The organism is Clostridium estertheticum, from assembly GCF_018861295.1.
Classification (GTDB): domain Bacteria; phylum Bacillota; class Clostridia; order Clostridiales; family Clostridiaceae; genus Clostridium_AD; species Clostridium_AD estertheticum_D.
Map to the genome: position 1 here is coordinate 104,444 of NZ_JAHLDM010000013.1, position 21,763 is coordinate 126,206.

Consider the following 21,763-nt stretch of genomic DNA (forward strand, 5'->3'; position numbering starts at 1 on the left):
GAGTATATTTACTAAATTACTGTTAGTTAAAGGAAGGAACGATTATTATGAAGAAAACTGAAGAATACATACAGGTTGAAAGCCCTATTATAAGTATGGAAAAAAGAAAAAAGATGATGGAAACAATTTACAAAACGCTAGAAGACTTAGGAGCTGTTAGTAAAGAAACAGCAAAAACTAGTAAGGAGATACACAATTGTATTCCTGATGAGCCGACTGTAAAAGACATAGATACTGGGAAAAAGATTAAGAAAGTTCAATTGAATACACCTTCATTTGTAGGTTCACTTTCAGGAGTTATGTCTAAAGCAAAAATAATTGGAAAAGTGTATAGTGTAGAAAAACAAGAAACTACATGGTACATTAGGGGTAATAAAAAGAAGATTGATGATATAGACCCTAGAGATATGTAATTTAAATAACTTATATAAATAAAAAATAAGTCTTATAATCTAAGACTTATTTTTTATTTGTTAAATTCATTAAAATTCTTCAGTTTCTAATTTAAATCCTTCTATAACAATGTCATCCTCGATCTCAATAAGTAGACATCTTCTGCCATCCTTGTTTCTTACCTGTTTAATCGAGTTAAGATCTTTTGGAGTTAAAGTGATATTTGCGATTTCACTAGTAATCTTAATTGATTTAGAATTGAATTCTGGCACAATGTTATTTATCTTAAAATCATACTTACTACCGCAAGTTTCGTCAAATGCTGTTTCTATATCAGATATGATCTCCGCTCCGCAATTACTAAGAATATTTTTTACATCTATAACTCCAAGAAGTGGAGTTTCACCATCTTCAGATTGCTCTGCTAATTCATGTATATTAGCATAGATATCTTGCATAAGTTCTGGTTTTATTTTATCTCCAATTATAGATTTTAAAATATCACCAAAGCAATTTTTTTCATCCTCAGCAGTAAATTTGAAACCACAGTTAAGAACATTTTCTATAAAAGCTGAATTTAATTCCTTAGGCTTTGAATCATAATATAAACACTTATTAAAATCTGAATAACCTCCGCTAAGACTAGGGAACATAAACCCTTCTAAAGGAGCATTAAGATTAATAACTGAATCAAGAACTGAATTTGCTTTAAATTCTTTATCGGTATAATCGAATTTTAGCGTTCTTTTTGGAATGTCTATTTTATTAACACTGGATAAAATAAAATTAAAAGCATTCATTGAATCTTGGATACTTTCATCTGCATCCATATTTTTATGACTTGATCCTATGTAGTACTCAGCTTTTATAAATGTGACAACAACATCTGTTTCGTATTTATAGTTAGCTGCAATTTTATTAATGATTATATTAATATTACTTTCTATTTCATCTTTAGTATTTGATTTTAAGGCGCTTGTTAAAAATTTCTGAGAGTTATCTTCATCTTCAACATTTTGAAAATCTAATTCAAATATTTTAGTATCAAGGGCGCCTGTAAGTACTTTCTTAAAATTTCCTAGAAATAGTTCCTTTTTATCCATATCCATTCTATCAAAGTAATCAAACTCTGAATGGATAATAGGTTCATAATCAATTTGTACATTATCTTTTTTTAAATAAACGCTATAAATCTCCTCAATTTTTATCATACCATTTTCTAATTTAAATTCTTTTCTTATATCTGCCAATTCTTTTTTATTCATAATTAACCTCTTTTCGTTGTTATTTTATATTAAAATTATACCACTCGTCTTGCTTAATTAATAATTCTTCACAAACCAATCAATTAATTTTTTAGCTATACTTATACTGTCTGGTGTTATAGGCATATCACTTGGACTATACCAGTGAGCCTCGCCTATTTCTTCTCCATCCACTTGTATTTCTCCGCTTGCATATTCGGCAGTGAATCCAATCATTATAGAATTAGGGAAAGGCCAAGGTTGATTTCCAAAATAGCTAATATTCTTTACAGTAATTCCTGTTTCTTCTTCTACCTCCCGGACAACGCATTCCTCAAAAGTTTCTCCAACCTCTAAAAATCCAGAAACTACACTATATAAATCCTTAGGAAATTGAAGGTTATGGGCAAGAAGTAATTTTCCATCACGTACAACAGCTACAATTATGGCTGGAGATATTCTGGGATAATTTGAGAGTCCACATTTTGGACATTTTTTAGCCCTTTCTCCATTCACATTTTGAGTTAATGTACCGCATCTCCCACAATATACATGATCATTATTCCAATTTACTACTTGAATCGCTCTACCACCAATCCAAAACATATCTTCTGGGAGCTTGTGAGTTAAAGATTTAAGACTCATATAAAACATAAAATTTGGAATAACAACGTCTTCACTTATTTCTCCGCAGTAACAATTTTTTCCGTTTTCAGAACCCAAAAATTGAATATTATTCATTTTTAAATTTTCTAATTCATTAATAGTTGGTATACTTGCTATATTATTTTCTAATTTCACTAGTAATTCATCATTGCAAAACAGAAAATATAAATCCATATTGGTTTTAGGTAAAACTTCAACTACTCCAGGTATATAATTTGTGTTATTTTCATTATTACACATTAATATCATATCTCCAATCTATAGCTATATCGTACCTATTTAATAAGTACGATATATTATTCAATATTCATATAAATATCACGTAATTATATCATATATATATATGTTTTGATATTTAAAAAAGGAATAATATAGTAAAAAAGTTGATAAAAATTAAAAGTATATCATATTTAAATAGTAAGTCTAATTTTAAAACCATTCAAAAATAATATAATAATTAGACTGGTTTACATACATATAATTATGTAAACTAATCTAAAAATGTAAACCAAAATAAAAAAAATATTAACTAATAAAAAACCGAAATAAAAAAATAAATATACAATATCAAAACATTCAATATTTTGGTATAATGTAAATAATACTAAAATACTATTTACAAAGTGAAAAACAATTATAAGGAGGTTCAATATGATACCTACACCACATATTGAAGTAAAGGAAAAAGGAATTATTGCAAAAACAGTATTAATGCCAGGGGATCCATTACGTGCAAAATTTATTGCAGAGACTTTTTTGGAAAATGTTTTTAAATTTAATACTGTGCGAAATATATTCGGATACACTGGTACATATAAGGGACGTAAAATTTCTGTAATGGCTAGTGGCATGGGTATGCCAAGTATCGGTATCTACTCATATGAGCTATTTGATTTTTATGGGGTAGAAAATATTATACGTATTGGTTCTTGTGGTGCTTACACTACTGATTTGAAATTATATGATGTAATATTATGTACGCAGGCTTGGAGTGAATCTACGTATGCAAAAGTTCAAAGCGGGTATGATAAAGATACTATTGATGCATCATCTTTACTTAATAATAAGTTAGAAAAAATTGCAGATGATTTAGGAATTATAGTACACAAAGAAAAAATTCATTCTTCGGATGTATTTTATAGTAAAAATCTTGATAGTTATAAGGAGATTTATGAAAAGCACGGTTGTACTTGCGTAGAAATGGAATCTTTTGCTTTATTTAGTAATGCAAAAGTATTAAACAAGAAAGCAGCTTGTTTATTAACAGTATCAGACAATTTGGTAACTCATGAGTTAACTACTTCTAAAGAAAGACAACAATCATTCACAAATATGATAGAAATAGCTTTAGAAATGGCAGAATAATAGTATATAATAAAAAAATCCTCAATATAAAATTATTGGGGATTTTTTTTAAGTGTATTGTATTACCTATAAAATACAAGTGCAATTACTGACGATATAAGGGCACTACATGGAATAGTTAAAACCCATGCAACGAGTATAGTCCTCGCAAGGCTCCATCTAACGGCAGAAAGCCTTTTACAAGACCCTACACCCATTATTGCACTAGTTATTACATGAGTTGTGCTCACCGGTGCACCTAATGCAGTAGCTGCTTGAATAGTAAGTGCAGCTGCAGTTTCTGCTGCAAATCCATCAATTGGCTCTAGCTTTATCATATTAACACCCATGGTTTTTATTATTTTCCAACCACCAACCATTGTACCGAGTGACATTGCTAACGCACAAGAAATTTTTACCCACAATGGTATAGCAAAGTTAGTAGCATTTAAAAAGCCACCAGCAATTAGTGCCATAGTTATAACACCCATAGATTTTTGAGCATCATTTGAACCATGGCTATATGCCATCAAAGCAGCAGAACAAATTTGTAATTTTTTAAACACACCATTAACTTTTTTATGAGTTGCTTTATGGAATAACCATGTAAGCAAAAACATAAATAAAAATCCAAATACAAGTCCTATTATTGGTGACGATATAAGTGGAATTATTATTTTATCAACAAACCCTTGCCAATTAACTACAGAAAAATCAAGTTTATGAGTAGTTATGGATGCACCTAAAAGTCCACCAACAAGTGCATGAGAAGAAGAACTAGGGATAGCATAATACCAAGTTATTAGGTTCCAAATAATAGCACCTACTAAGGCTATAGCTACAATTTGAGGAGTAGCTATACCATTATTTATTATTCCCGTTCCTATAGTTTTTGCAACTTCTGTATGTAACATAGCACCAACAAAATTCAGTACTGCAGCCATTCCTAATGCTTGCATAGGTGTAAGTACTTTAGTACCAATAGATGTAGCAATAGAATTAGCTGTATCGTGAAATCCATTTATAAAATCAAAGATAAGAGCTAATATTATTACAACAACTATAATTGATGAACTAAGCATATTTCATACCAACTCCTCGGATTTCATTTGCAAGTGTTTCACAAGCATCAATGCTATCTTCTAGATAATGGTATAAATCTTTCCATTTCATTACGAACAAAATATCTTCGGGATTTTCGAATAGTTTTCTCATCGCTTTTCTGTAAATTAAATCAGCTTCGTTTTCCAAAGTGTTTATATCGATGATTTTATCCACTAAGATAGTGCTTTTGCGAAGAGATTTTAATTCTAAAATCACCTTAACAAGGTCTGACGAAACAACCATAAGTTTATCAACAAGTTCAATAGCTTCTGGAGTAGCAGAGGTCACATTATACATGTAGAACAAATGAGCTGTAGACTCAATACTATCAGTAATATTGTCTATTCCTTTTGTTATATTAAATATATCTTCTCTGTCTAATGGAGTTATAAACATCTTCTTAGTATATTCAATTAATTCATGGGTTACAAGGTCGCCTTCATGCTCAAGCTTTACTAGTTTCTCTAATCTTTCATTAGGATTATCGAGTTCATTCATTAACAATTTTAGCTCTTTTGCGGAACTATTAAATATTTCAGCTCCCTTCGAGAAAAGCTCAAAAAACAAATTGTCTTGTGGTTTAAAATTAAACATATATTGTTCCTCCTTCGATAAATAAAAAACATGTTTTAAATTAAAATATGTACTGCTGAATTTAAAATTAAGATATATTTTAAACCGTACAAGCCTAATTATATGATATTACTTAACAAAGTACAATATTGTATTAATATATTTAACATAACTTAACGTAGGCTGTAATAATATGTGTTATAATGTAAAATTTTACTCTGAGTTTTTTGCTATTATGTCAATATTAATCAAAATAAGGTAGCTTTCTTAAAAAATATTATCTACATTAAGTAACCATATCTATATCTAAACTAAATATTTTGTTACTAAATATAAGATTATAATAAAAATCTGTGATATACTTTTAGTCGAGTTTGGGATTTTACTTAGGTATTATTTCAATAAAAACTAAAAAAAATAATTATAAATCAATGAGGAGTACAATATGAGAAAAATTTATAAGAACCCAAAAGAATTAGGAACATGTTTAAAAGATTTAGTAGATTTTTATTTAGATGATGTTATAGAATATAATAAGCTAAAAGAAAAAATAATTATATTAGCCAATGCCAACGAGGATAAACTTCCTAAGGAAGGCTCTATTCCTATAAAAATTTCTAATATACTAGGTGACTCTAGAGTAGCTATCATTAAAAAAATATTATCTGAAAAAGAAAATTAATCTTTATAATTTCATCAAAAAAGTAGGTTATGTATCACAGAATAACAAACCACTTGAATATATCTTACGTAAATTATATAATGTATTAAGGTGAAAATGTTTAAATAGCAAGAAGTGGTATAATGACTAAAAATAAATGATAAGAATACACAATAAATTATTATCATTTATGGAATTCGTCGAGGGCTATTTGATTTTAAAAAGGTATCAAATTGCAGGCTTTTAGTCAGCTATCGGTGCCTTAATATTTTAATCATTAGCCCTATTTATTTTATACGATATACTAATTCTATAAATACAACATTAATTAGTATATTGCTAAAACTTAACAAAATAATGATTTAATTTAGTTGGTTGTTGTAAAATATTTCAATATAATATATACTAAATTTATTCGTAATTATTACAAAAGCTATAAGTGAATCAAAAAATATAGACCATAATTTTATTTTTAGGGGAGAAATTTATGAACTTTTGGAACGGGAATAACAAAAGAAATACTTTAATTATTTTTCTTACTACTGTTTTAGTTATGACAGGATTTCTTTTTATATTGCCAAATATCCACACCTTTGCACAGAGTGATAAAACAAAGATAATTATTCATTATGCTAGAAATGCAGACAATAATTCAAAATGGAAGATGTGGTTATGGTCTGACAAAAAAGATGGAAATAAGTTCGATTTTACTAGTAAAGATTCATTTGGGCAGATTGGTGAAACTGAGTTTGGTGGAGACCTTAATAAAGTAGGTTTTATAATTTACACAAATGAGTGGAAAAAAGATACAAACGATGATAGATTTATTGAAAAATTTAAGAATGGTGTAGGTGAAGTTTGGATTAATGGTGGAGACCCTAAAATATACTATTCTTTAGCTGAAGCAACCAAATTAAAAGTTAGCATTATACCTGGTAAGGCTATAAACAAACCCAATAAATTTGTAAGTGCAAAATTAGATGATTTGAAAACCATAAACATAGAAACTAATGTATCATTTCCATTTGTCGCAGCTGATGCTCAAGGCTTTATAGTTAAATCTAATGGAAAAGCTTTAAAAATAAATAAAATAACAAGCTCAAAGGTAATTGGTGGTTTTACAACAGTTGCGAATATAGAACTTAGTGAAAATATAAATTTAAATCAAACTCTTACAATTTCGAAGACAGCTTTTCCAGAAAAGGAAATAGCATTTGGTGATGTAATGCAAAGTGCTAGTTTTGAAAAAATGTTTTCTTATGAAGGAAATGATTTGGGTAACACTTATTCTACTAGCAAAACGAGCTTTAAAGTCTGGGCACCGACTGCAACTGAAGTTAAGTTAGTAACCTATGAACATTGGAATGATAAAACTGGCACTGAAATCAAAATGAAGAAGAGTGAAAAGGGAACATGGTCTTTTGACCTAAATGGAAATCAAAGTGGTATATTTTATACTTATAAAGTTAACATTAAAGGCGTTTGGAATGAGGCTGTGGATCCTTATGCGCGTTCTGTATCCGCAAATGGTGATAAGGGTGCTGTAGTAGATCTTAAGAAAACGGACCCAGAAATTTGGAAACCAAATGAAAAACCTGATTTTTCAAATTTAACTGATGCAATTATATACGAACTGCATGTTAGAGACTTTTCCGTAGACCCCAATAGTGGTATAAAAAATAAAGGCAAATTCCTAGCATTTACTGAAACAGGCACAAACGGAATTGATGGTAACTCGACAGGAATTGATTACATAAAATCATTAGGAGTAACACATGTGGAGCTTATGCCAATATTCGATTATTCTACTATAAATGAAACTTCAAATAAATCGCAATTTAATTGGGGCTACAATCCAAAAAATTACAATGCTCCTGAAGGAAGTTATTCAACTAATCCATATAATCCTACCACTCGAGTTAAAGAATTAAAACAAGCAGTACAAGCCCTTCACGATAATGGATTAAGAGTAAATGTGGATGTAGCTTATGACCACATGTACAGCGGTATTAATTCTAATTTCAATAAAATAGTACCTGGGTACTATTTTAGAACTAATTCAAATGAAAGTGGTTATGGAAATACAATAGCTTCTGAAAATGTTATGGCAAGAAAATTCATTGTTGATTCAGTTATCTATTGGGCAAAAGAATATAATTTAGATGGATTCAAATTCGATCAGATGGGTCTTATTGATCAAAAGACGATGAATGAAGTTAGAAAAAAACTAAGCGGTATAAATCCTTCTATTCTCGTTTTAGGAGATGGATCAGATAAGGGTACTACCCTTTCACCAGATGTAAAAGCAAATAAACAAAATGCAAGTAAACTTACTGAAATAACACAATTCAATGATGAAATAAGAGATGGCCTAAGTGGAAGTGTGTTTTTACCAAAAGCAAAAGGTTTCATTAATGGTGCACTTCAAAAAGAGACAGCTATAAAAAAAGGAATAGTTGGAGGTATAGATTACTCTAATATTATAGAGACTTATGGTAATATAGAACCTGTACAAATTGCTAATTATACTGAATCTCACGCTAATAATACCTTATGGGATAAGCTCCTTCTAACAAATCCCAAGGACAGTGATGAAATAAGAACAAAAATGCACAAAATGGCAGATTCTATGATTCTTACTTCACAAGGTATTCCATTCTTCCAAGCGGGTCAAGAATTTTTAAGAACTAAAGCGGGCGTTAAAAATTCTTATAAGGCAAGTGATAATGTAAATAAGATTGATTGGACAAGGAAATCTAAAAACATTGAAACTGTTGATTATTTCAAAGGCTTAATTGAATTAAGAAAAGCACATCCTGCCTTTAGAATGACCTCTGCGGATATGATTACGAAAAACTTGAAATTTTTAGCAGTCCCTGAAAATGTGGTAGCATATGAAATGAACTACAATGCAAACATGGATAGTTGGGCGCACATTGTAGTTGCATATAATGCAAATAGGGAGGAGAAGACTGTAAAATTATCAAATAATGGCACATGGAATATCGTAGTAGATGGCGATAAAGCAGGAGTTAAAACTATAAAACAATTTAGCGGAGAATATTTAGTTGTTCCTGCACTAAGCTCTATTGTGGTTTATTATGAATCAGAAAATATATTTACATCACTAACTTTTAGAACTTATATTATATTAGCGCTAGGTGTAGTTGCTTGCATAATGTTTTTTTTAAAAAAGAGAAAAAAAATCTAAAAATGCACTGATTTGAGTATTTTAGGGGTCCTATATTAAAAAAAAGGGCCCTTTTTTGCTTCATAATCAATAAATTTATACGGATTTGTAATTTAAAATATAGTCAAAAGAGGTGTTAGCATGTTATTTATAATATCTTTTATAGTAGTATTAATAATTATTACTAGTATCATTTTAATTGTAGGTTGGCATTTTTCTAGTATAGTCATTTACCCTGAGGTTAGAAACTATACTTGTACATATGATACTGAAGTAAAAGAAGGGAAAATAGAAATAGAAACATTTAATAATTTGGAAAAACAAGAGGTATATATAGATTCAGAGTATACTTATAAAGTTCATGGATTTTTCTTCCCGAATAATGGTTCAAAAAAAGTTATTATATTGTGTCATGGAATAACTTGTAGTTTATATTCTTCTGTTAAATACATGGATATGTTTTTAAAAAAAGACTTTGCTATTTTTATTTATGATCATAGAAATCATGGTTTAAGTGGGGGGTGTAACACTTCATTTGGTTATTACGAAAAGTATGATTTAAAAAAATGCACTGATTGGTTATTTGATAAATTAGGAAAAAATATTATAATTGGTCTACATGGGGAATCCATGGGTGCTGGCATAGCTCTTCAAAATATTGCAATCGACGATAGAATTAATTTCTGCATAGAAGACTGCGGTTACTCTGATGCGCAGGATTTATTTAGTCGTAGATTAAAGAAAGATTATAATATAAACAATTTTGCTCTAATAAAATTAGCGAGTAAAATCAGCAAAATTCGAACAGGATGGAATTTTAAAGATGTGTCACCTATAACAACTCTACCAAAAGTAAAAGTTCCAATTTTGTTTATTCACGGAGAAGATGACGATTATGTACCTACCTATATGTGTAAACAAATGTACTCGGCGACGAATAGCTACAAGGATATGTATATTGCTCAAAAGGCTGGTCATGCGCAATCATACTGGAATAACAAAGATGAATATACAAAACGAATTTACAAATTTTTAACGGATATTAATATAATTTAAACAATAAATGCATGTAACTTATATAAAATAGAATGTTCTATATAGAAAGGTTGTGTTTTAATGTTTCATCTATTACAAAATGAAAAGAAATATTTATACATCACTAATTATTCCAGTGACGAGGAAAGTTTATGTAAAATGGAAATCAAATGTCTTTTCAATAAACCTCTTAATGATAAATATCTATTTTCTAATATACACATAGACCCCTCTAGAAGTCCTTTCATAAAAAAATGCATTTCAGTAATGTATACGGGAGAAACAATGGAGAGAATTATAGAGCAAATTAATAATGACAAATTAACTAGCAAAAAATATAAAGTTGCTTATATTAATGCACCTCATGAAAATGTAGGTTTTCATGAGAGTCGTAGAATTGAATTTGAAATAGGCTTTAGTATACTTGGAGAATGTGAAATGAAAAAACCAGAAACTATTTTTGGCATAACAAAAATAGCAAACACATGGATATTTGGTAAATGTGAAAGCAATACTTCTGAATGGTTACAACGGAACAAAAAACCTTTTTCTTACTCTAATGCATTAAAGGTTAACGTTTGTAGAGCTATTATTAATATAGCCGTAGGTAATAATCTAAACTGTAGTGTTGTAGATCCCTGTTGTGGCATTGGAACAGTACTAATTGAAGCTATTTCAATGCATATTAATATTAAAGGTTATGAAATAAACCCTTTAATTGGTAAAAATGCTAAGACGAATCTCCGGTATTTTGGATATGAAGATGTGATAACTATTGGTGATATGAATGATATTCAAAATAAATATGATGTAGCTATCGTTGATCTTCCCTATGGTATATTTACTCAAATTACGACAGCTCAGCAGTTAGCTATTATGAATAGTACGCGTAGGATAGCAGCTAAAATGGTAATCGTTACTTTTGATGATATGGAAGAACAAATTAAATCTGTTGGCTTTCAGATAGATGATAGGTGCAGTGTATCAAAAGGAACCTTTCAAAGACACATATACATATGTAGTTAATAAAAAGGAGGTGCATAAATTTATATACACCTCCTTTTTAGGGTCGGATTTAAACTATGTAATTAGAACTTTTCTATAGAAATATCATATTTTGGAATTTTACTTTGAAAATACTTTCTTAAGTCAGGTACAGATATATAAATTTGATTTTCTAGTACTTCTAAATAAGCACAAGCTGTAATAAACTCTTTTTCATTTTTATTTGGTTTTCTGCATTTCCCTAATACAAAATCAATATATTGATTTCTTAATATATTAGAAATACATATCTGCTCATTTTTTTTTAGTTGGCACCATTTCTTGTTATTTTGGGCAAGCGGATCTTTAGATTTTATATCACCAATTTGTTGTTTTATCATTATTTTACCTCGCAATTTTATTCTTTTATAATCTACATTATACGTTAAAACAATAATTTATTTCAACAATAATCTAACTAACACAAATAAGTATATTTGCTTTTATGCAAATATACTTATTTGTGTTAGCTATAATTTATATTTTACTAGAAATTTCTCCGAAAATGTGAATATTGATTTAAAAAATTATCTGGACAATAGGTTTTTAGACTTTTTTTCTACCTGAAATCATATCCACTATAAATACTATTGCGGCTATTACAAGTAATAGATGGATCATACCACCACCTATTTTAAATATAAGTCCTAAAACCCAAAAGAGTACTATTATTCCGCCTAACCAACGTAAAAATCCCATATAAAACACGACCTTTCATATATATGTTTATTTATTGTCATTAGTTATTATAATGACCCAAAGTCACCTAAATTATACGAGATAATTTCGTCACTAATTTTTGTAAAATAATTAGATTTATCAGTGACCCTATTTTTTAACAATTTACTGTATAATGTAATTAATATAAAAGATAGGGTGATAAAATGTTTTTTAATAGTAAAAAGACAAAGGCAAAAAAAGAAAATGAAGCGAGACTTAAAAGAGTCAATAATTTTCAAGTAAGATATGTCACAACTAGAGATCCAAATCAATATGGTGAATCTATAATAGGGAAGAACTGTGTAATAAATATCTTAAATGACCAATTTATCATTCAAAGTGATAATAATGTTATTTTTAAACACTCCATAGAAAGTTTACAGTGTTCTGAATTAATGAGCCAGAATGGAATAATTCTAAGTTATACTGATGATAAGACAAGTAAATATGTAGAAGTTATTGCATATTATAAGTATCATAGAAAATAAATGTATAAATAATTTGGCAATTTTTTAAATTTACAAAGCATGAATACGTAAATATGATATAATTTAACGATACATAAAATTATCTAATCTTATTAAAACATAATTATAAATAAAATATTTTTACCCAAAATAAATGGTAGCAGAAGCTATGGAAGGAAGCAGTGTATGTATATAGGTATTGATTTAGGAGGTACTAATATTGCTATTGGTATTGTTGATGAGAATGGAAAAGTAATACACGAAGAATCATGTGAAACAAGGTCAGAAAGAGAACCACAAGAACTAATAGATGATATGATAGCTCTAGTTCTAAAGATTCTAGACGAATACCATATGAAACTTAACGAAATAACAGCTATAGGAGTCGGTATTCCAGGTTTAGCCGATAAGGATGGTAATGTAATATTTTGTGTCAATCTTGGTTGGAGAAATGTACCATTGAGAAAGATGTTAGAAGACGCACTTCATACACCGGTTTACATAGATAATGATGCAACAGTGGCTGCACTTGCTGAATATGAGAGTGGTTCTATGCAAAATTGTAAAAGCGGTTTAATGCTAACTTTAGGTACAGGTATTGGTGGTGGAATTATAATAAACGGTGAAATCTATAGTGGGTTTAATGGCGTAGGCTCAGAACTTGGACATACAGTTATTGGTGAAAATTTTTATAATTGTAATTGTGGAAGAAACGGCTGTCTAGAGACATTTGCATCATCTACTGCTATAATAAAATATACGAAAAAATTAATTATGGAAATGAATGAACCTACTACAATAATGGAAAATGTGGAGGGTAATATAGATAATCTAAATGCAAAAATAATCTTTGATTGTGCTAAAAAAGGAGATAAAATAGCCAACTTAGCTGTTAATAGATTAATAAAATATTTAGCTATAGGTATAATTAATATAGTTAATTTTATTGATCCAGAAATAATTGTATTGGGTGGTGGAATTGCAGGGGCAGGTCAATATCTTTTGGATTTGATTACAAAAGAAGTAAGAGCAAATAAGTATTATAAGGATTTACCTATTGCTAAAATTGTTTTAGCACAGTTAGGTAATAAAGCAGGTGTAATTGGTGCCGCAATGGTTGCAAAACATGGAGAAGTATAACATTAATATAAAATAATAATGTTATACTTTATTAAGGAGTGGTTATGATGGAAATACAAGATATAATGTCAGGCAATTTTTCTCAGTATCCTGAAGAAACACAAATTTTTATGAAAGAATACACAGAAAAGCTTCGAGAAAATATAAAAGAAGAATTAATAAAAGATATATCCTCAAAGATGCTTAATAACATAGATAAAAGTAAAGACTATTTTATGAATGTTTTAACTGATATTTTAGATAATGGATATAAAGGTCTTAATAAATTGTCTACTCAGTCACTTATAGATATGTATTTGGAAAGAAAAAATCAGAACGACTTTTTAATACTGCTTGAAAAAGTAAATGAACAAATCTAATTCCTATTTAGGTTTATTAAATTTTAGAAAGAACAATTTAATAAATCTAAATAGGATTAGAAATATGAGGACTAGTAATTAATAGATATTTCTCCACATAGAGTTGTATCTTTAGTTTGCGTCCAAGTAGCTTCAATTAGAAGGTTTACTTTTAAGCCTGTTTTATATTTAAATGATATCTCTTTATCATGTACCACGTTATGATTTTCGTAAACCACTAAATTTCTTTTTGATTTGTCTTTAATTACAATATCCCAAACTCCATTTTGAGGTTGAAATATTTTAGCAGTAATAATCAAGCTTGACCAAAAGGAATTATTAGTTCCAGTTTCATAAAAACCTTTTCCATTATGAATATTTATTTTAAAATCTTGTTGAATATTGTTAGTAGTTTTTGTTATTGCTTCTTCACTATATCCTATGTTTTCATTTTTTACGTTATTTATTGAACGATGCATACATTCCCCCCTTATTAAACTGTTAAATTATAGTTTATATATATGAACTTCATAAAGTGAAGTCATTATATTATATGCAAACATATAAAAATGGTGTTACTAAAATTACAAGAATTTGTTATTTTTTATATAAGAGGTAACTTATATATCTAGTTAAATTTGTTGATTTTAAAGAATTAATTTATAAAGCATGCTATACTTGTATTTCACATTATATATTAAAACTTACGATTAAATCAAAAGAAGGTGGACTTAATTAAAGATAATAACTATTTACCTATTAGCAAACAAGATATTGCAGATAGAGGTTGGACCGAATTAGATTTCATTATAGTTACAGGTGATGCATATGTAGATCATCATAGTTTTGGAACTGCAATCATCTCAAGGGTTTTAGAAAATGAAGGTTATAAAGTAGGAATAATAGCCCAACCTGATTGGAAAAATATAGATGACTTTAAAAAACTAGGCAAACCAAGACTTGGATTTTTGGTTAATTCTGGAAATATGGATTCTATGGTTAACCATTATACAGTAAGCAAGAAAATAAGAGAAAAAGATTTATATTCTCCAGGTGCAAAAATGGGCCTAAGACCTGATAGAGCAACGATAGTTTATTGCAATAGAATTAAGGAAGCTTATAAAAATGTCCCTCTTATTATTGGTGGCATAGAAGCAAGTTTAAGGCGCTTTGCACATTATGATTATTGGAGTGATAAGGTAAGAAAATCAATGCTTATAGATAGCGGAGCAGATTTATTAATCTATGGCATGGGTGAAAAACAAGTCGTTAATATTGCGTCAAAGTTAAATGAAGGCATAGATATAAAAGATATTACACAAGTGCTTGGCACATGTTATGTTACTGACGATATAGAAAATATAGAAGGCTTTATTGAAATAGCATCTTATAAAGAAGTATGTAGAGATTTACATAAATATTCAGAGGCCTTTAAAATACAATATGATGAGCAAGATCCCATTCGCGGAATTGGTATTGTGCAAAAGCATGCCAATAAGTATCTTGTACAAAACAAACCAGAAATGCCCCTTACGAGAGAAGAATTAGATATAGTTTATGGCTTGCCATATCAGAAAAATTATCACCCTAGTTATGAAGCAATGGGCGGAATACCTGCTATAGAAGAAGTTCAGTTTAGTCTAGTAAGTTCAAGAGGATGTTTTGGGAGTTGCGCTTTTTGCGCCATAACTTTTCATCAAGGAAGAATTGTGCAAAGTAGAAGTGAGAATTCACTAATTGAGGAAGCAATTCAAATTACAAAACTTAAAGATTTCAAAGGATACATTCATGATGTAGGAGGCCCTACAGCTAATTTTAGAAGGCCAGCATGTGATAAACAGTTAAAGGTAGGAGCTTGCAAGGATAGACAATGTCTGCATCCTAGCCCGTGTAAAAATTTAGACGTTGATCATATGGAGTATTTAAAACTCCTAAGAAAATTAAGAGAACTTCCAAATATTAAAAAAGTTTTTGTACGTTCAGGACTGCGTTATGATTATATTATGGCAGACAAAGATGATACTTTTTTAAATGAACTCATAAAACATCATGTTAGTGGACAGCTTAAGGTCGCACCAGAACATGTTGCTCATAAAGTTCTAAAGTATATGGGTAAGCCAGCAGGAAAAACCTATAATAAATTTTTAGAAAAATTCTATGCGTCTACTGAGAAAATAGGTAAGAAGCAATATGTTATTCCTTATTTTATGTCTAGTCATCCTGGATGCACACTAGAATCATCAATAGAACTAGCAGAATACCTTAGAGATATTAATTATCAACCAGAACAAGTACAAGATTTTTATCCAACACCTGGTACTCTGTCAACTACTATGTTTTATACAGGGTTTGATCCGATAACTCTTGAAGAAGTTCATATACCTAAAACAAAAAATGAAAAAGCTATGCAAAGGGCACTTCTTCAATATAAAGACCCTATGAAATACGATTTAGTATTATCCGCGTTAACACAAGCTGGAAGAGAAGATCTTATTGGTTATGGCCCTAAGTGCCTAGTAAAACCTAGAGGAAAAAAGAATAAAGAGCAATTCAATAATCAGAGTGGAAAGCAAAAAGAATTAAAGGGCAGCAATAGAGATAAAGTTACTAATATAAAAAAGAAGACGAAGGATACACCTATAAGCAAAAGGCATAAAGATAAAAGTAAACCTATAAGCACCCAAGGTAGATCAAGTCAGGTAAATAAAAGTACTAACAAAAAGAAATCAAAACTTAAGAAAAGACAATAGTTAGTTATAATAAATACCTACATTCAATTAAATGATGTAGGTATTTATTATTAATCTATTGTAACTATTTTGTTTATACTTTCTTGTTCTACAAGTTCACTTTTACTGAAACCCTTTCTAAAATATCTGATTTGCTTATATTTGACTTTATTCATTTCAAAATCTAAAACATCAATTCTATCACCACTATAAATAACAGCTTTTTTACTTCCTTTTAAAAATACATGTATTTCCATAATATCATCTATTAGCTACGTATCAGCTACTCCTTTCTTTATATTCTCACTTTAATTATATAATATTTGCTTTAAGAAGCTAGATATTATATAATATCATCTAAATTATAATTGTAATATATACATTTATCAAGATAAATAAAAGATAAATAATAGTCAACCATTTAGATAATAATGAATATAATATTAATAAAATAGCAATACAAGCATCTTTTTATTGAAAACCTATTATAGATTTACTTCTAAAGGAGATAAGATTATGATATGTAAAGAGTATTTATTGGATACTAATATAGTAATAAAGGTGTGGAATAAATATCCTACCCTACTGGATACTATTGAAAATATAAAATCTGTTGATTTTAAAATTTCGAAGGACATAGCAGGGGAATTATCAGTAAAAGAATATGTAAAATTCAATGAAGATTTTGTACTCTCAAATAAATTTTTGAAATTATTAGGACATATCATTACTAATAATGAGACATCTTCTGATTTTATAAACGAAAATTTACCAAATGATTTTATTAAATATCAACAAGACAAAAATATATATTTAGTTAATGGAGATAAAATTTCAATAAATGATTATAGTTTAATTGACATTTGTCAAAAAAATAAAGAATATATCCTTGTAACTGATGATAAAAAGTTAATTCGAAGTGCAAGAATTATATTAAATTCTTCAAGAGCACTAAACTTTCAAGAATTTCTAGATGATTTAAGAGATTTAGATGTGCTACAATAAAATATTATTGTAAGAGACTGTACCTTTATGGATTACAGTCTCTTATGTTCTTTTTAACAATTACTTAGTAATGATAGTCTATATAGGTATTAGAACTTTTATTATAAGAATTTATAATACCTACTTAATATTTTTTTTCAAATATTGGTTAAATCTAAAACTCCATAACTTATAAGTTTTTGGACGTTTTTCACTAACTACTGATAAAAATTCATCTAGTACTCCTAAGTTATTCAGACCTTTCATTAAATGTCTTGGATAATTTACATTTTTAGAGTAATTATTTTTAGGATCAATTACATTAATCGAAAAATCATCCATTAAGTATAAATCTTTACACCTAATGTCTAGTCTGTTAAATTTAAGCTTAGTAAACTCTTCAATAAGTTTAATTATGTTAAGTGATATTACTTCATTAATACCATGTTTTTTTATATATTTATCAAGACGTTGTCCACCAGCATAATCTCTTACAATGTAGTATGCTCCATGCTCATAAACATTAGGGAAATATTTGCTTTTTCTAGTTTTAACAAAAATATTATATTCTCCCGAACAAACTTTCTTATCTTTAAAAATTTTAATTACTCTTTTGTTAGGAAGCAAATAAACTATCCCATTATGGCCAGACCCTAAAAATTCTGATGTTCTAAGCATTTTTTCAACTTTACTGTTTAATTGAATATAGTAACTTTTGTCTTCATTCATATTATCATCTTCTTTACAATAGATATCACTATATTATATGACAAAGGCTTGTAAGTATTTCCTATATATACAAATGTTATCTTGATTAATATTATAATTAATATTATAATGTTAAGGAATATATATACAATTAATTGAATCACTTTAGTGGATTCTTAAGGAGAGAGATTTGATAATGACAAAAATATTAGATGCTCAGGAATTCATATATAATGGAAATGACTTAGGTGCTGTTTATTCTAAAGAAAATACAATATTTAAAGTATGGGCACCTACCATAGATAAAATATCAGTAATAGTTTATGAATCATTCGATGATTACTTAGGAAAAAAGCATGAGATGATTAAGGTAGAAAAAGGCGTTTGGGAACTTAAACTTATTGGGAATTACAAAAATAAATATTATAATTATTTAGTATTAAATGATGGGATAGAAAGAGAAACGCCAGATATATATACTAAAGGTGCAAGTGCTAATGGTGAAAAGGGCATGATTATTGATTTTCCTTCTATAAATCCAGATAACTGGGAAAATCACAAACGACCTGCAGCAATTAATAGAACCGAATCAATTATATACGAAATTCATATTAGAGATTTTTCATCATCAGAATATTCAGGAATGAAAAATAAAGGGAAATATTTAGCTTTTACTGAGAAAAATACTAAAACGCCTATAGATGTTATTACAGGGCTTGACCATCTCAAAGACTTAGGAATAACCCATGTTCATTTATTACCTGTCTTTGATTTTGCAAGCGTAGATGAAAGCACAGAAGAATATAATTGGGGATACGATCCATATTTATATAATGTTCCGGAAGGGTCATATGCTACGGATGCTCATGATGGTACCGTACGAATTAGAGAATTCAAAACTATGGTCCAAGCCTTGCATGAAAACGGTATTAATGTAATTATGGATGTTGTATATAATCACACTTTTACTAAAATAAATTCTCCGATGGATATCTTAGTTCCAAAATACTATTATAGAACAGATGATTATGGCAACTATACAAATGGTTCAGGTTGTGGAAATGAAATTGCATCCGAAAAACCAATGGTTAGAAAATTTATAGTTGATAGTATTAAGTTCTGGGCTCAGGAATACAAAATAGATGGTTTCAGATTTGATTTGATGGCACTTGAGGATATTGGTACTATGAAAGAGATTGAAAATCAAGCTAAAAGTATTAATTCAAACATTATTATTTATGGCGAACCATGGACAGGAGGGACATCTTTATTACCACAGAATATGCAGATGAAAAAAGGTAGTCAAAAGGGCATGCAAGTATCTGTATTCAATGATGATTTAAGAAATGCATTAAAGGGGGATAGTGATGGGGCCAGTTTAGGGTTTGTTAACGGTGGAAAAGGCTTTGAATTAGAAATCAAAAAAGGTATTGTAGGTGGAATCAAATATAATAATGATATATGCAATTTCACACAAAATCCTGGAGAATCTATAAACTATGTAAGTGCTCATGATAACTTATGCTTGTATGATAAATTTGAGAAAAGCAATCCTCATAATACTCCATTTGAAAGAGAAAAAATGAATAGGTTAGCATTGTCCATAGTGCTTACATCACAAGGAGTTCCTTTTATCCAAGGTGGAACAGAAATATTAAGGACTAAACAAGGAAACCATAACAGTTATAATGCTGGAGACATGATTAATAAAATAAGTTGGAATAGAAAATCTGTGTTTTCAGAAACTTATGAATATATTAAGGGTCTTATTGCTTTAAGAAAAAGTCAAAAGGTTTTGACTTTAGACAATGAAAATGATGTAAGAAATTCGTTGAAATTTCTAGACTCACCTTATAACAGCGTTGCATATGAATTAACTTCAACTTTTGCAGGTAATTATGATAATTTACTTATAATTCATAATGCTAACAATAATGAGATTAAATTTATTATACCAGATACTGATGAATGGATAATTATAGGAAATGAATTCGAAGTAAATGTGTTGGGAGTCTGTAAGGGTGATAAAACATGCCAAAATGAGATAATTGTACCCGCTATTTCTAGCATTATATTATATAAATAGCAAAAATGTTATTTGTGGAACATACAAAGAAGCTACATTTCTAAAAATGCAGCTTCTTTGATTTTATCAAATCATATCACAAAATATTTAATGATTTGATAAAATACTAAAAACTAGGGTTCTATCTCAATATAAGCTATTGCCTTCTTATTAAACAAATATTTTTTGCCCATAGTGTTAACTTCATGGGGCCTGGTGTTTTCAAAATTATAAAACCAGTTTTTAAATAAATCACTTTCAGATTGTTTTAAATCCAATATTTCACTTTCGCCACTAATAAAAGAAATCGTTAACATTTTAGTCACTCCTTTTCAAGTAAATAGTCTCTTAAAGTATATATTCTATACTGAAAAGGAATTTCCTCTTTTTTTAACACTTTTTATTTCAAAATATTATGATAATATATACTATAGAAATAATCTCCAGTATTCATTTTAAATTCAAAATTATACGTATACATTTATAAAAAAAAGAAACCTTCACTAGAGCTGTAGTAGTGATAGATTTGCTTTTTTATTATTAGTCTAGACATTCCAAACATTCATTTATTACATCTTCTGTAATTTCAAATACGTATTCTGTTCTCATTTAGGCACCTCCTTAATAGTATATGGGTACACAAAAAATATTAATTGTAACTCATATAATGTGATTTAAATTCATGTTATAACAAACGATATGTTATAAGTGTTATCAGTACGTTATTCAACAAAATTTTAATAAGGGATTCATTAAGAAATTTTCGAATGAAAAGGGTAAGAATTTAAGCGTGGGTTTTTAAAATTCGTGTCTTCTCTTTTGTTAAGTGATTTAATGATCCAATTTTTAATGCATTAGTACGTATTAGATAGCTTGTAAATATTTCATTGTTACTAGGTAACTTTTTAAGTATATAACATTTTAAGAAAAAATGCAAGGAAAATTTTGAATTAAAATAAAAATCTATGATTCGTTTATGATAATGTCTTAGTATACCATTTTTGATTATGTCCCAAACAAACAAAAATATAGTATAGAATATACCTCATAATAATGTATAAATGGGGTGTTCATAATCAGAAAGGTAGACTTAAATATGAAAGAAGATTTTAAATATCAAATCATAAAAAAATTAGTAGAAGTTAATGGTAATAAGAAAGCTGCTGCTCTTCGTATCGGGTGCACTGTTAGACATCTGAATCGTATGATTGCAGGCTACCGTTCTAATGGTAAGGAATTCTTTATCCATGGGAATAAAGGCATCAAACCTATTCATACCATTTCAGAAGATATTAGGTGTATGATTATAGATCTATATAAAACTAAATATCACGAAGCAAATTTTACCCATTATGCTG

Annotated in this window: 22 protein-coding genes and 1 pseudogene; 13 read left to right on the top strand and 10 right to left on the bottom strand. The window is 28.7% G+C overall.

Annotated features, from left to right (window positions below; genetic code table 11):
- The first annotated feature begins 47 nt into the window (after nucleotides 1-47).
- On the top strand, nucleotides 48-413 hold the full coding sequence (locus tag KPL54_RS14010; protein WP_152752359.1) for a hypothetical protein: 366 nt from the start codon (nucleotides 48-50) through the stop codon (nucleotides 411-413).
- A gap of 69 nt (nucleotides 414-482) precedes the next feature.
- On the opposite strand, the gene KPL54_RS14015 is transcribed toward KPL54_RS14010, so the two are convergent.
- Complete coding sequence (locus KPL54_RS14015; protein ID WP_216107152.1) at nucleotides 483-1,658, bottom strand: DUF4317 family protein; 1,176 nt, start codon at nucleotides 1,656-1,658, stop codon at nucleotides 483-485.
- Between the two features lie 57 nt (nucleotides 1,659-1,715).
- Entirely contained in the window at nucleotides 1,716-2,543 is an 828-nt protein-coding gene (gene nudC / locus KPL54_RS14020) for an NAD(+) diphosphatase (RefSeq protein ID WP_253203468.1), read from the bottom strand.
- Between the two features lie 411 nt (nucleotides 2,544-2,954).
- Here nudC and deoD point away from each other — a divergent pair, with 411 nt between their 5' ends.
- On the top strand, nucleotides 2,955-3,668 hold the full coding sequence (deoD, locus tag KPL54_RS14025; protein WP_216107153.1) for a purine-nucleoside phosphorylase: 714 nt from the start codon (nucleotides 2,955-2,957) through the stop codon (nucleotides 3,666-3,668).
- A gap of 62 nt (nucleotides 3,669-3,730) precedes the next feature.
- Here the strand turns inward: deoD and KPL54_RS14030 are convergent, their stop codons facing one another.
- Both KPL54_RS14030 and KPL54_RS14035 read right to left on the bottom strand, forming a co-directional pair.
- On the bottom strand, nucleotides 3,731-4,729 hold the full coding sequence (locus tag KPL54_RS14030) for an inorganic phosphate transporter (protein WP_216107154.1): 999 nt from the start codon (nucleotides 4,727-4,729) through the stop codon (nucleotides 3,731-3,733).
- Complete coding sequence (locus KPL54_RS14035) at nucleotides 4,722-5,345, bottom strand: DUF47 domain-containing protein (protein ID WP_216107155.1); 624 nt, start codon at nucleotides 5,343-5,345, stop codon at nucleotides 4,722-4,724. The genes KPL54_RS14030 and KPL54_RS14035 overlap by 8 nt, the downstream gene beginning before the upstream one ends.
- Before the next feature lie 424 nt (nucleotides 5,346-5,769).
- Between KPL54_RS14035 and KPL54_RS14040 the strand changes: the two genes are divergently transcribed.
- The 4 genes from KPL54_RS14040 (at nucleotide 5,770) to KPL54_RS14055 (ending at nucleotide 11,236) form a co-directional block, all read left to right on the top strand.
- Nucleotides 5,770-6,006: a TIGR04540 family protein gene (locus tag KPL54_RS14040; protein ID WP_216107156.1), complete on the top strand. Its 237-nt coding sequence runs from the start codon at nucleotides 5,770-5,772 to the stop codon at nucleotides 6,004-6,006.
- A 466-nt stretch (nucleotides 6,007-6,472) separates the two neighbouring features.
- Entirely contained in the window at nucleotides 6,473-9,196 is a 2,724-nt protein-coding gene (gene pulA, locus KPL54_RS14045) for a type I pullulanase (RefSeq protein ID WP_216107157.1), read from the top strand.
- 120 nt (nucleotides 9,197-9,316) lie between these two features.
- The gene (locus tag KPL54_RS14050) at nucleotides 9,317-10,231 is read left to right on the top strand and encodes an alpha/beta hydrolase (protein WP_216107158.1); all 915 of its coding nucleotides are present in this window, start codon (nucleotides 9,317-9,319) and stop codon (nucleotides 10,229-10,231) included.
- Nucleotides 10,232-10,495: 264 nt separating this feature from the next.
- Nucleotides 10,496-11,236: a TRM11 family SAM-dependent methyltransferase gene (locus KPL54_RS14055; protein ID WP_253203469.1), complete on the top strand. Its 741-nt coding sequence runs from the start codon at nucleotides 10,496-10,498 to the stop codon at nucleotides 11,234-11,236.
- A gap of 62 nt (nucleotides 11,237-11,298) precedes the next feature.
- On the opposite strand, the gene KPL54_RS14060 is transcribed toward KPL54_RS14055, so the two are convergent.
- Together KPL54_RS14060 and KPL54_RS14065 are read right to left on the bottom strand one after the other, a co-directional pair.
- A complete protein-coding gene (locus KPL54_RS14060; protein WP_216107160.1) occupies nucleotides 11,299-11,595 on the bottom strand; it encodes a hypothetical protein in 297 nt (98 codons plus the stop codon).
- 205 nt (nucleotides 11,596-11,800) lie between these two features.
- Nucleotides 11,801-11,953: a lmo0937 family membrane protein gene (locus KPL54_RS14065; protein ID WP_151553639.1), complete on the bottom strand. Its 153-nt coding sequence runs from the start codon at nucleotides 11,951-11,953 to the stop codon at nucleotides 11,801-11,803.
- 185 nt (nucleotides 11,954-12,138) lie between these two features.
- On the opposite strand from KPL54_RS14065, the gene KPL54_RS14070 reads away from it, so the two are divergent.
- The 3 genes from KPL54_RS14070 (at nucleotide 12,139) to KPL54_RS14080 (ending at nucleotide 13,940) form a co-directional block, all read left to right on the top strand.
- Nucleotides 12,139-12,462 (top strand): hypothetical protein, encoded by a 324-nt coding sequence (locus KPL54_RS14070; protein WP_216107161.1) that lies wholly within the window; start codon nucleotides 12,139-12,141, stop codon nucleotides 12,460-12,462.
- A gap of 165 nt (nucleotides 12,463-12,627) precedes the next feature.
- The gene (locus KPL54_RS14075) at nucleotides 12,628-13,581 is read left to right on the top strand and encodes an ROK family protein (protein WP_216107162.1); all 954 of its coding nucleotides are present in this window, start codon (nucleotides 12,628-12,630) and stop codon (nucleotides 13,579-13,581) included.
- 47 nt (nucleotides 13,582-13,628) lie between these two features.
- The gene (locus KPL54_RS14080) at nucleotides 13,629-13,940 is read left to right on the top strand and encodes a hypothetical protein (RefSeq protein WP_253203470.1); all 312 of its coding nucleotides are present in this window, start codon (nucleotides 13,629-13,631) and stop codon (nucleotides 13,938-13,940) included.
- A 71-nt stretch (nucleotides 13,941-14,011) separates the two neighbouring features.
- Here the strand turns inward: KPL54_RS14080 and KPL54_RS14085 are convergent, their stop codons facing one another.
- The gene (locus KPL54_RS14085; RefSeq protein WP_216107164.1) at nucleotides 14,012-14,398 is read right to left on the bottom strand and encodes a hypothetical protein; all 387 of its coding nucleotides are present in this window, start codon (nucleotides 14,396-14,398) and stop codon (nucleotides 14,012-14,014) included.
- Between the two features lie 255 nt (nucleotides 14,399-14,653).
- Between KPL54_RS14085 and KPL54_RS14090 the strand changes: the two genes are divergently transcribed.
- Nucleotides 14,654-16,669 carry a YgiQ family radical SAM protein gene (locus KPL54_RS14090; protein ID WP_216107171.1) on the top strand — a complete coding sequence of 672 codons (2,016 nt, stop codon included), beginning with the start codon at nucleotides 14,654-14,656 and terminating at the stop codon, nucleotides 16,667-16,669.
- A gap of 50 nt (nucleotides 16,670-16,719) precedes the next feature.
- Here the strand turns inward: KPL54_RS14090 and KPL54_RS14095 are convergent, their stop codons facing one another.
- Nucleotides 16,720-16,905: a hypothetical protein gene (locus KPL54_RS14095; protein WP_216107165.1), complete on the bottom strand. Its 186-nt coding sequence runs from the start codon at nucleotides 16,903-16,905 to the stop codon at nucleotides 16,720-16,722.
- Between the two features lie 259 nt (nucleotides 16,906-17,164).
- On the opposite strand from KPL54_RS14095, the gene KPL54_RS14100 reads away from it, so the two are divergent.
- Complete coding sequence (locus KPL54_RS14100) at nucleotides 17,165-17,653, top strand: hypothetical protein (protein WP_216107166.1); 489 nt, start codon at nucleotides 17,165-17,167, stop codon at nucleotides 17,651-17,653.
- Between the two features lie 120 nt (nucleotides 17,654-17,773).
- Here the strand turns inward: KPL54_RS14100 and KPL54_RS14105 are convergent, their stop codons facing one another.
- Nucleotides 17,774-18,361 (bottom strand): protein kinase, encoded by a 588-nt coding sequence (locus tag KPL54_RS14105; RefSeq protein WP_216107167.1) that lies wholly within the window; start codon nucleotides 18,359-18,361, stop codon nucleotides 17,774-17,776.
- Between the two features lie 175 nt (nucleotides 18,362-18,536).
- Here KPL54_RS14105 and pulA (KPL54_RS14110) point away from each other — a divergent pair, with 175 nt between their 5' ends.
- Entirely contained in the window at nucleotides 18,537-20,426 is a 1,890-nt protein-coding gene (gene pulA / locus KPL54_RS14110) for a type I pullulanase (RefSeq protein ID WP_216107168.1), read from the top strand.
- A gap of 113 nt (nucleotides 20,427-20,539) precedes the next feature.
- On the opposite strand, the gene KPL54_RS14115 is transcribed toward pulA (KPL54_RS14110), so the two are convergent.
- A complete protein-coding gene (locus KPL54_RS14115) occupies nucleotides 20,540-20,722 on the bottom strand; it encodes a hypothetical protein (protein WP_071612906.1) in 183 nt (60 codons plus the stop codon).
- A 779-nt stretch (nucleotides 20,723-21,501) separates the two neighbouring features.
- On the opposite strand from KPL54_RS14115, the pseudogene KPL54_RS14120 reads away from it, so the two are divergent.
- A pseudogene (locus tag KPL54_RS14120) lies at nucleotides 21,502-21,763 on the top strand (ISNCY family transposase); the annotation flags it as partial.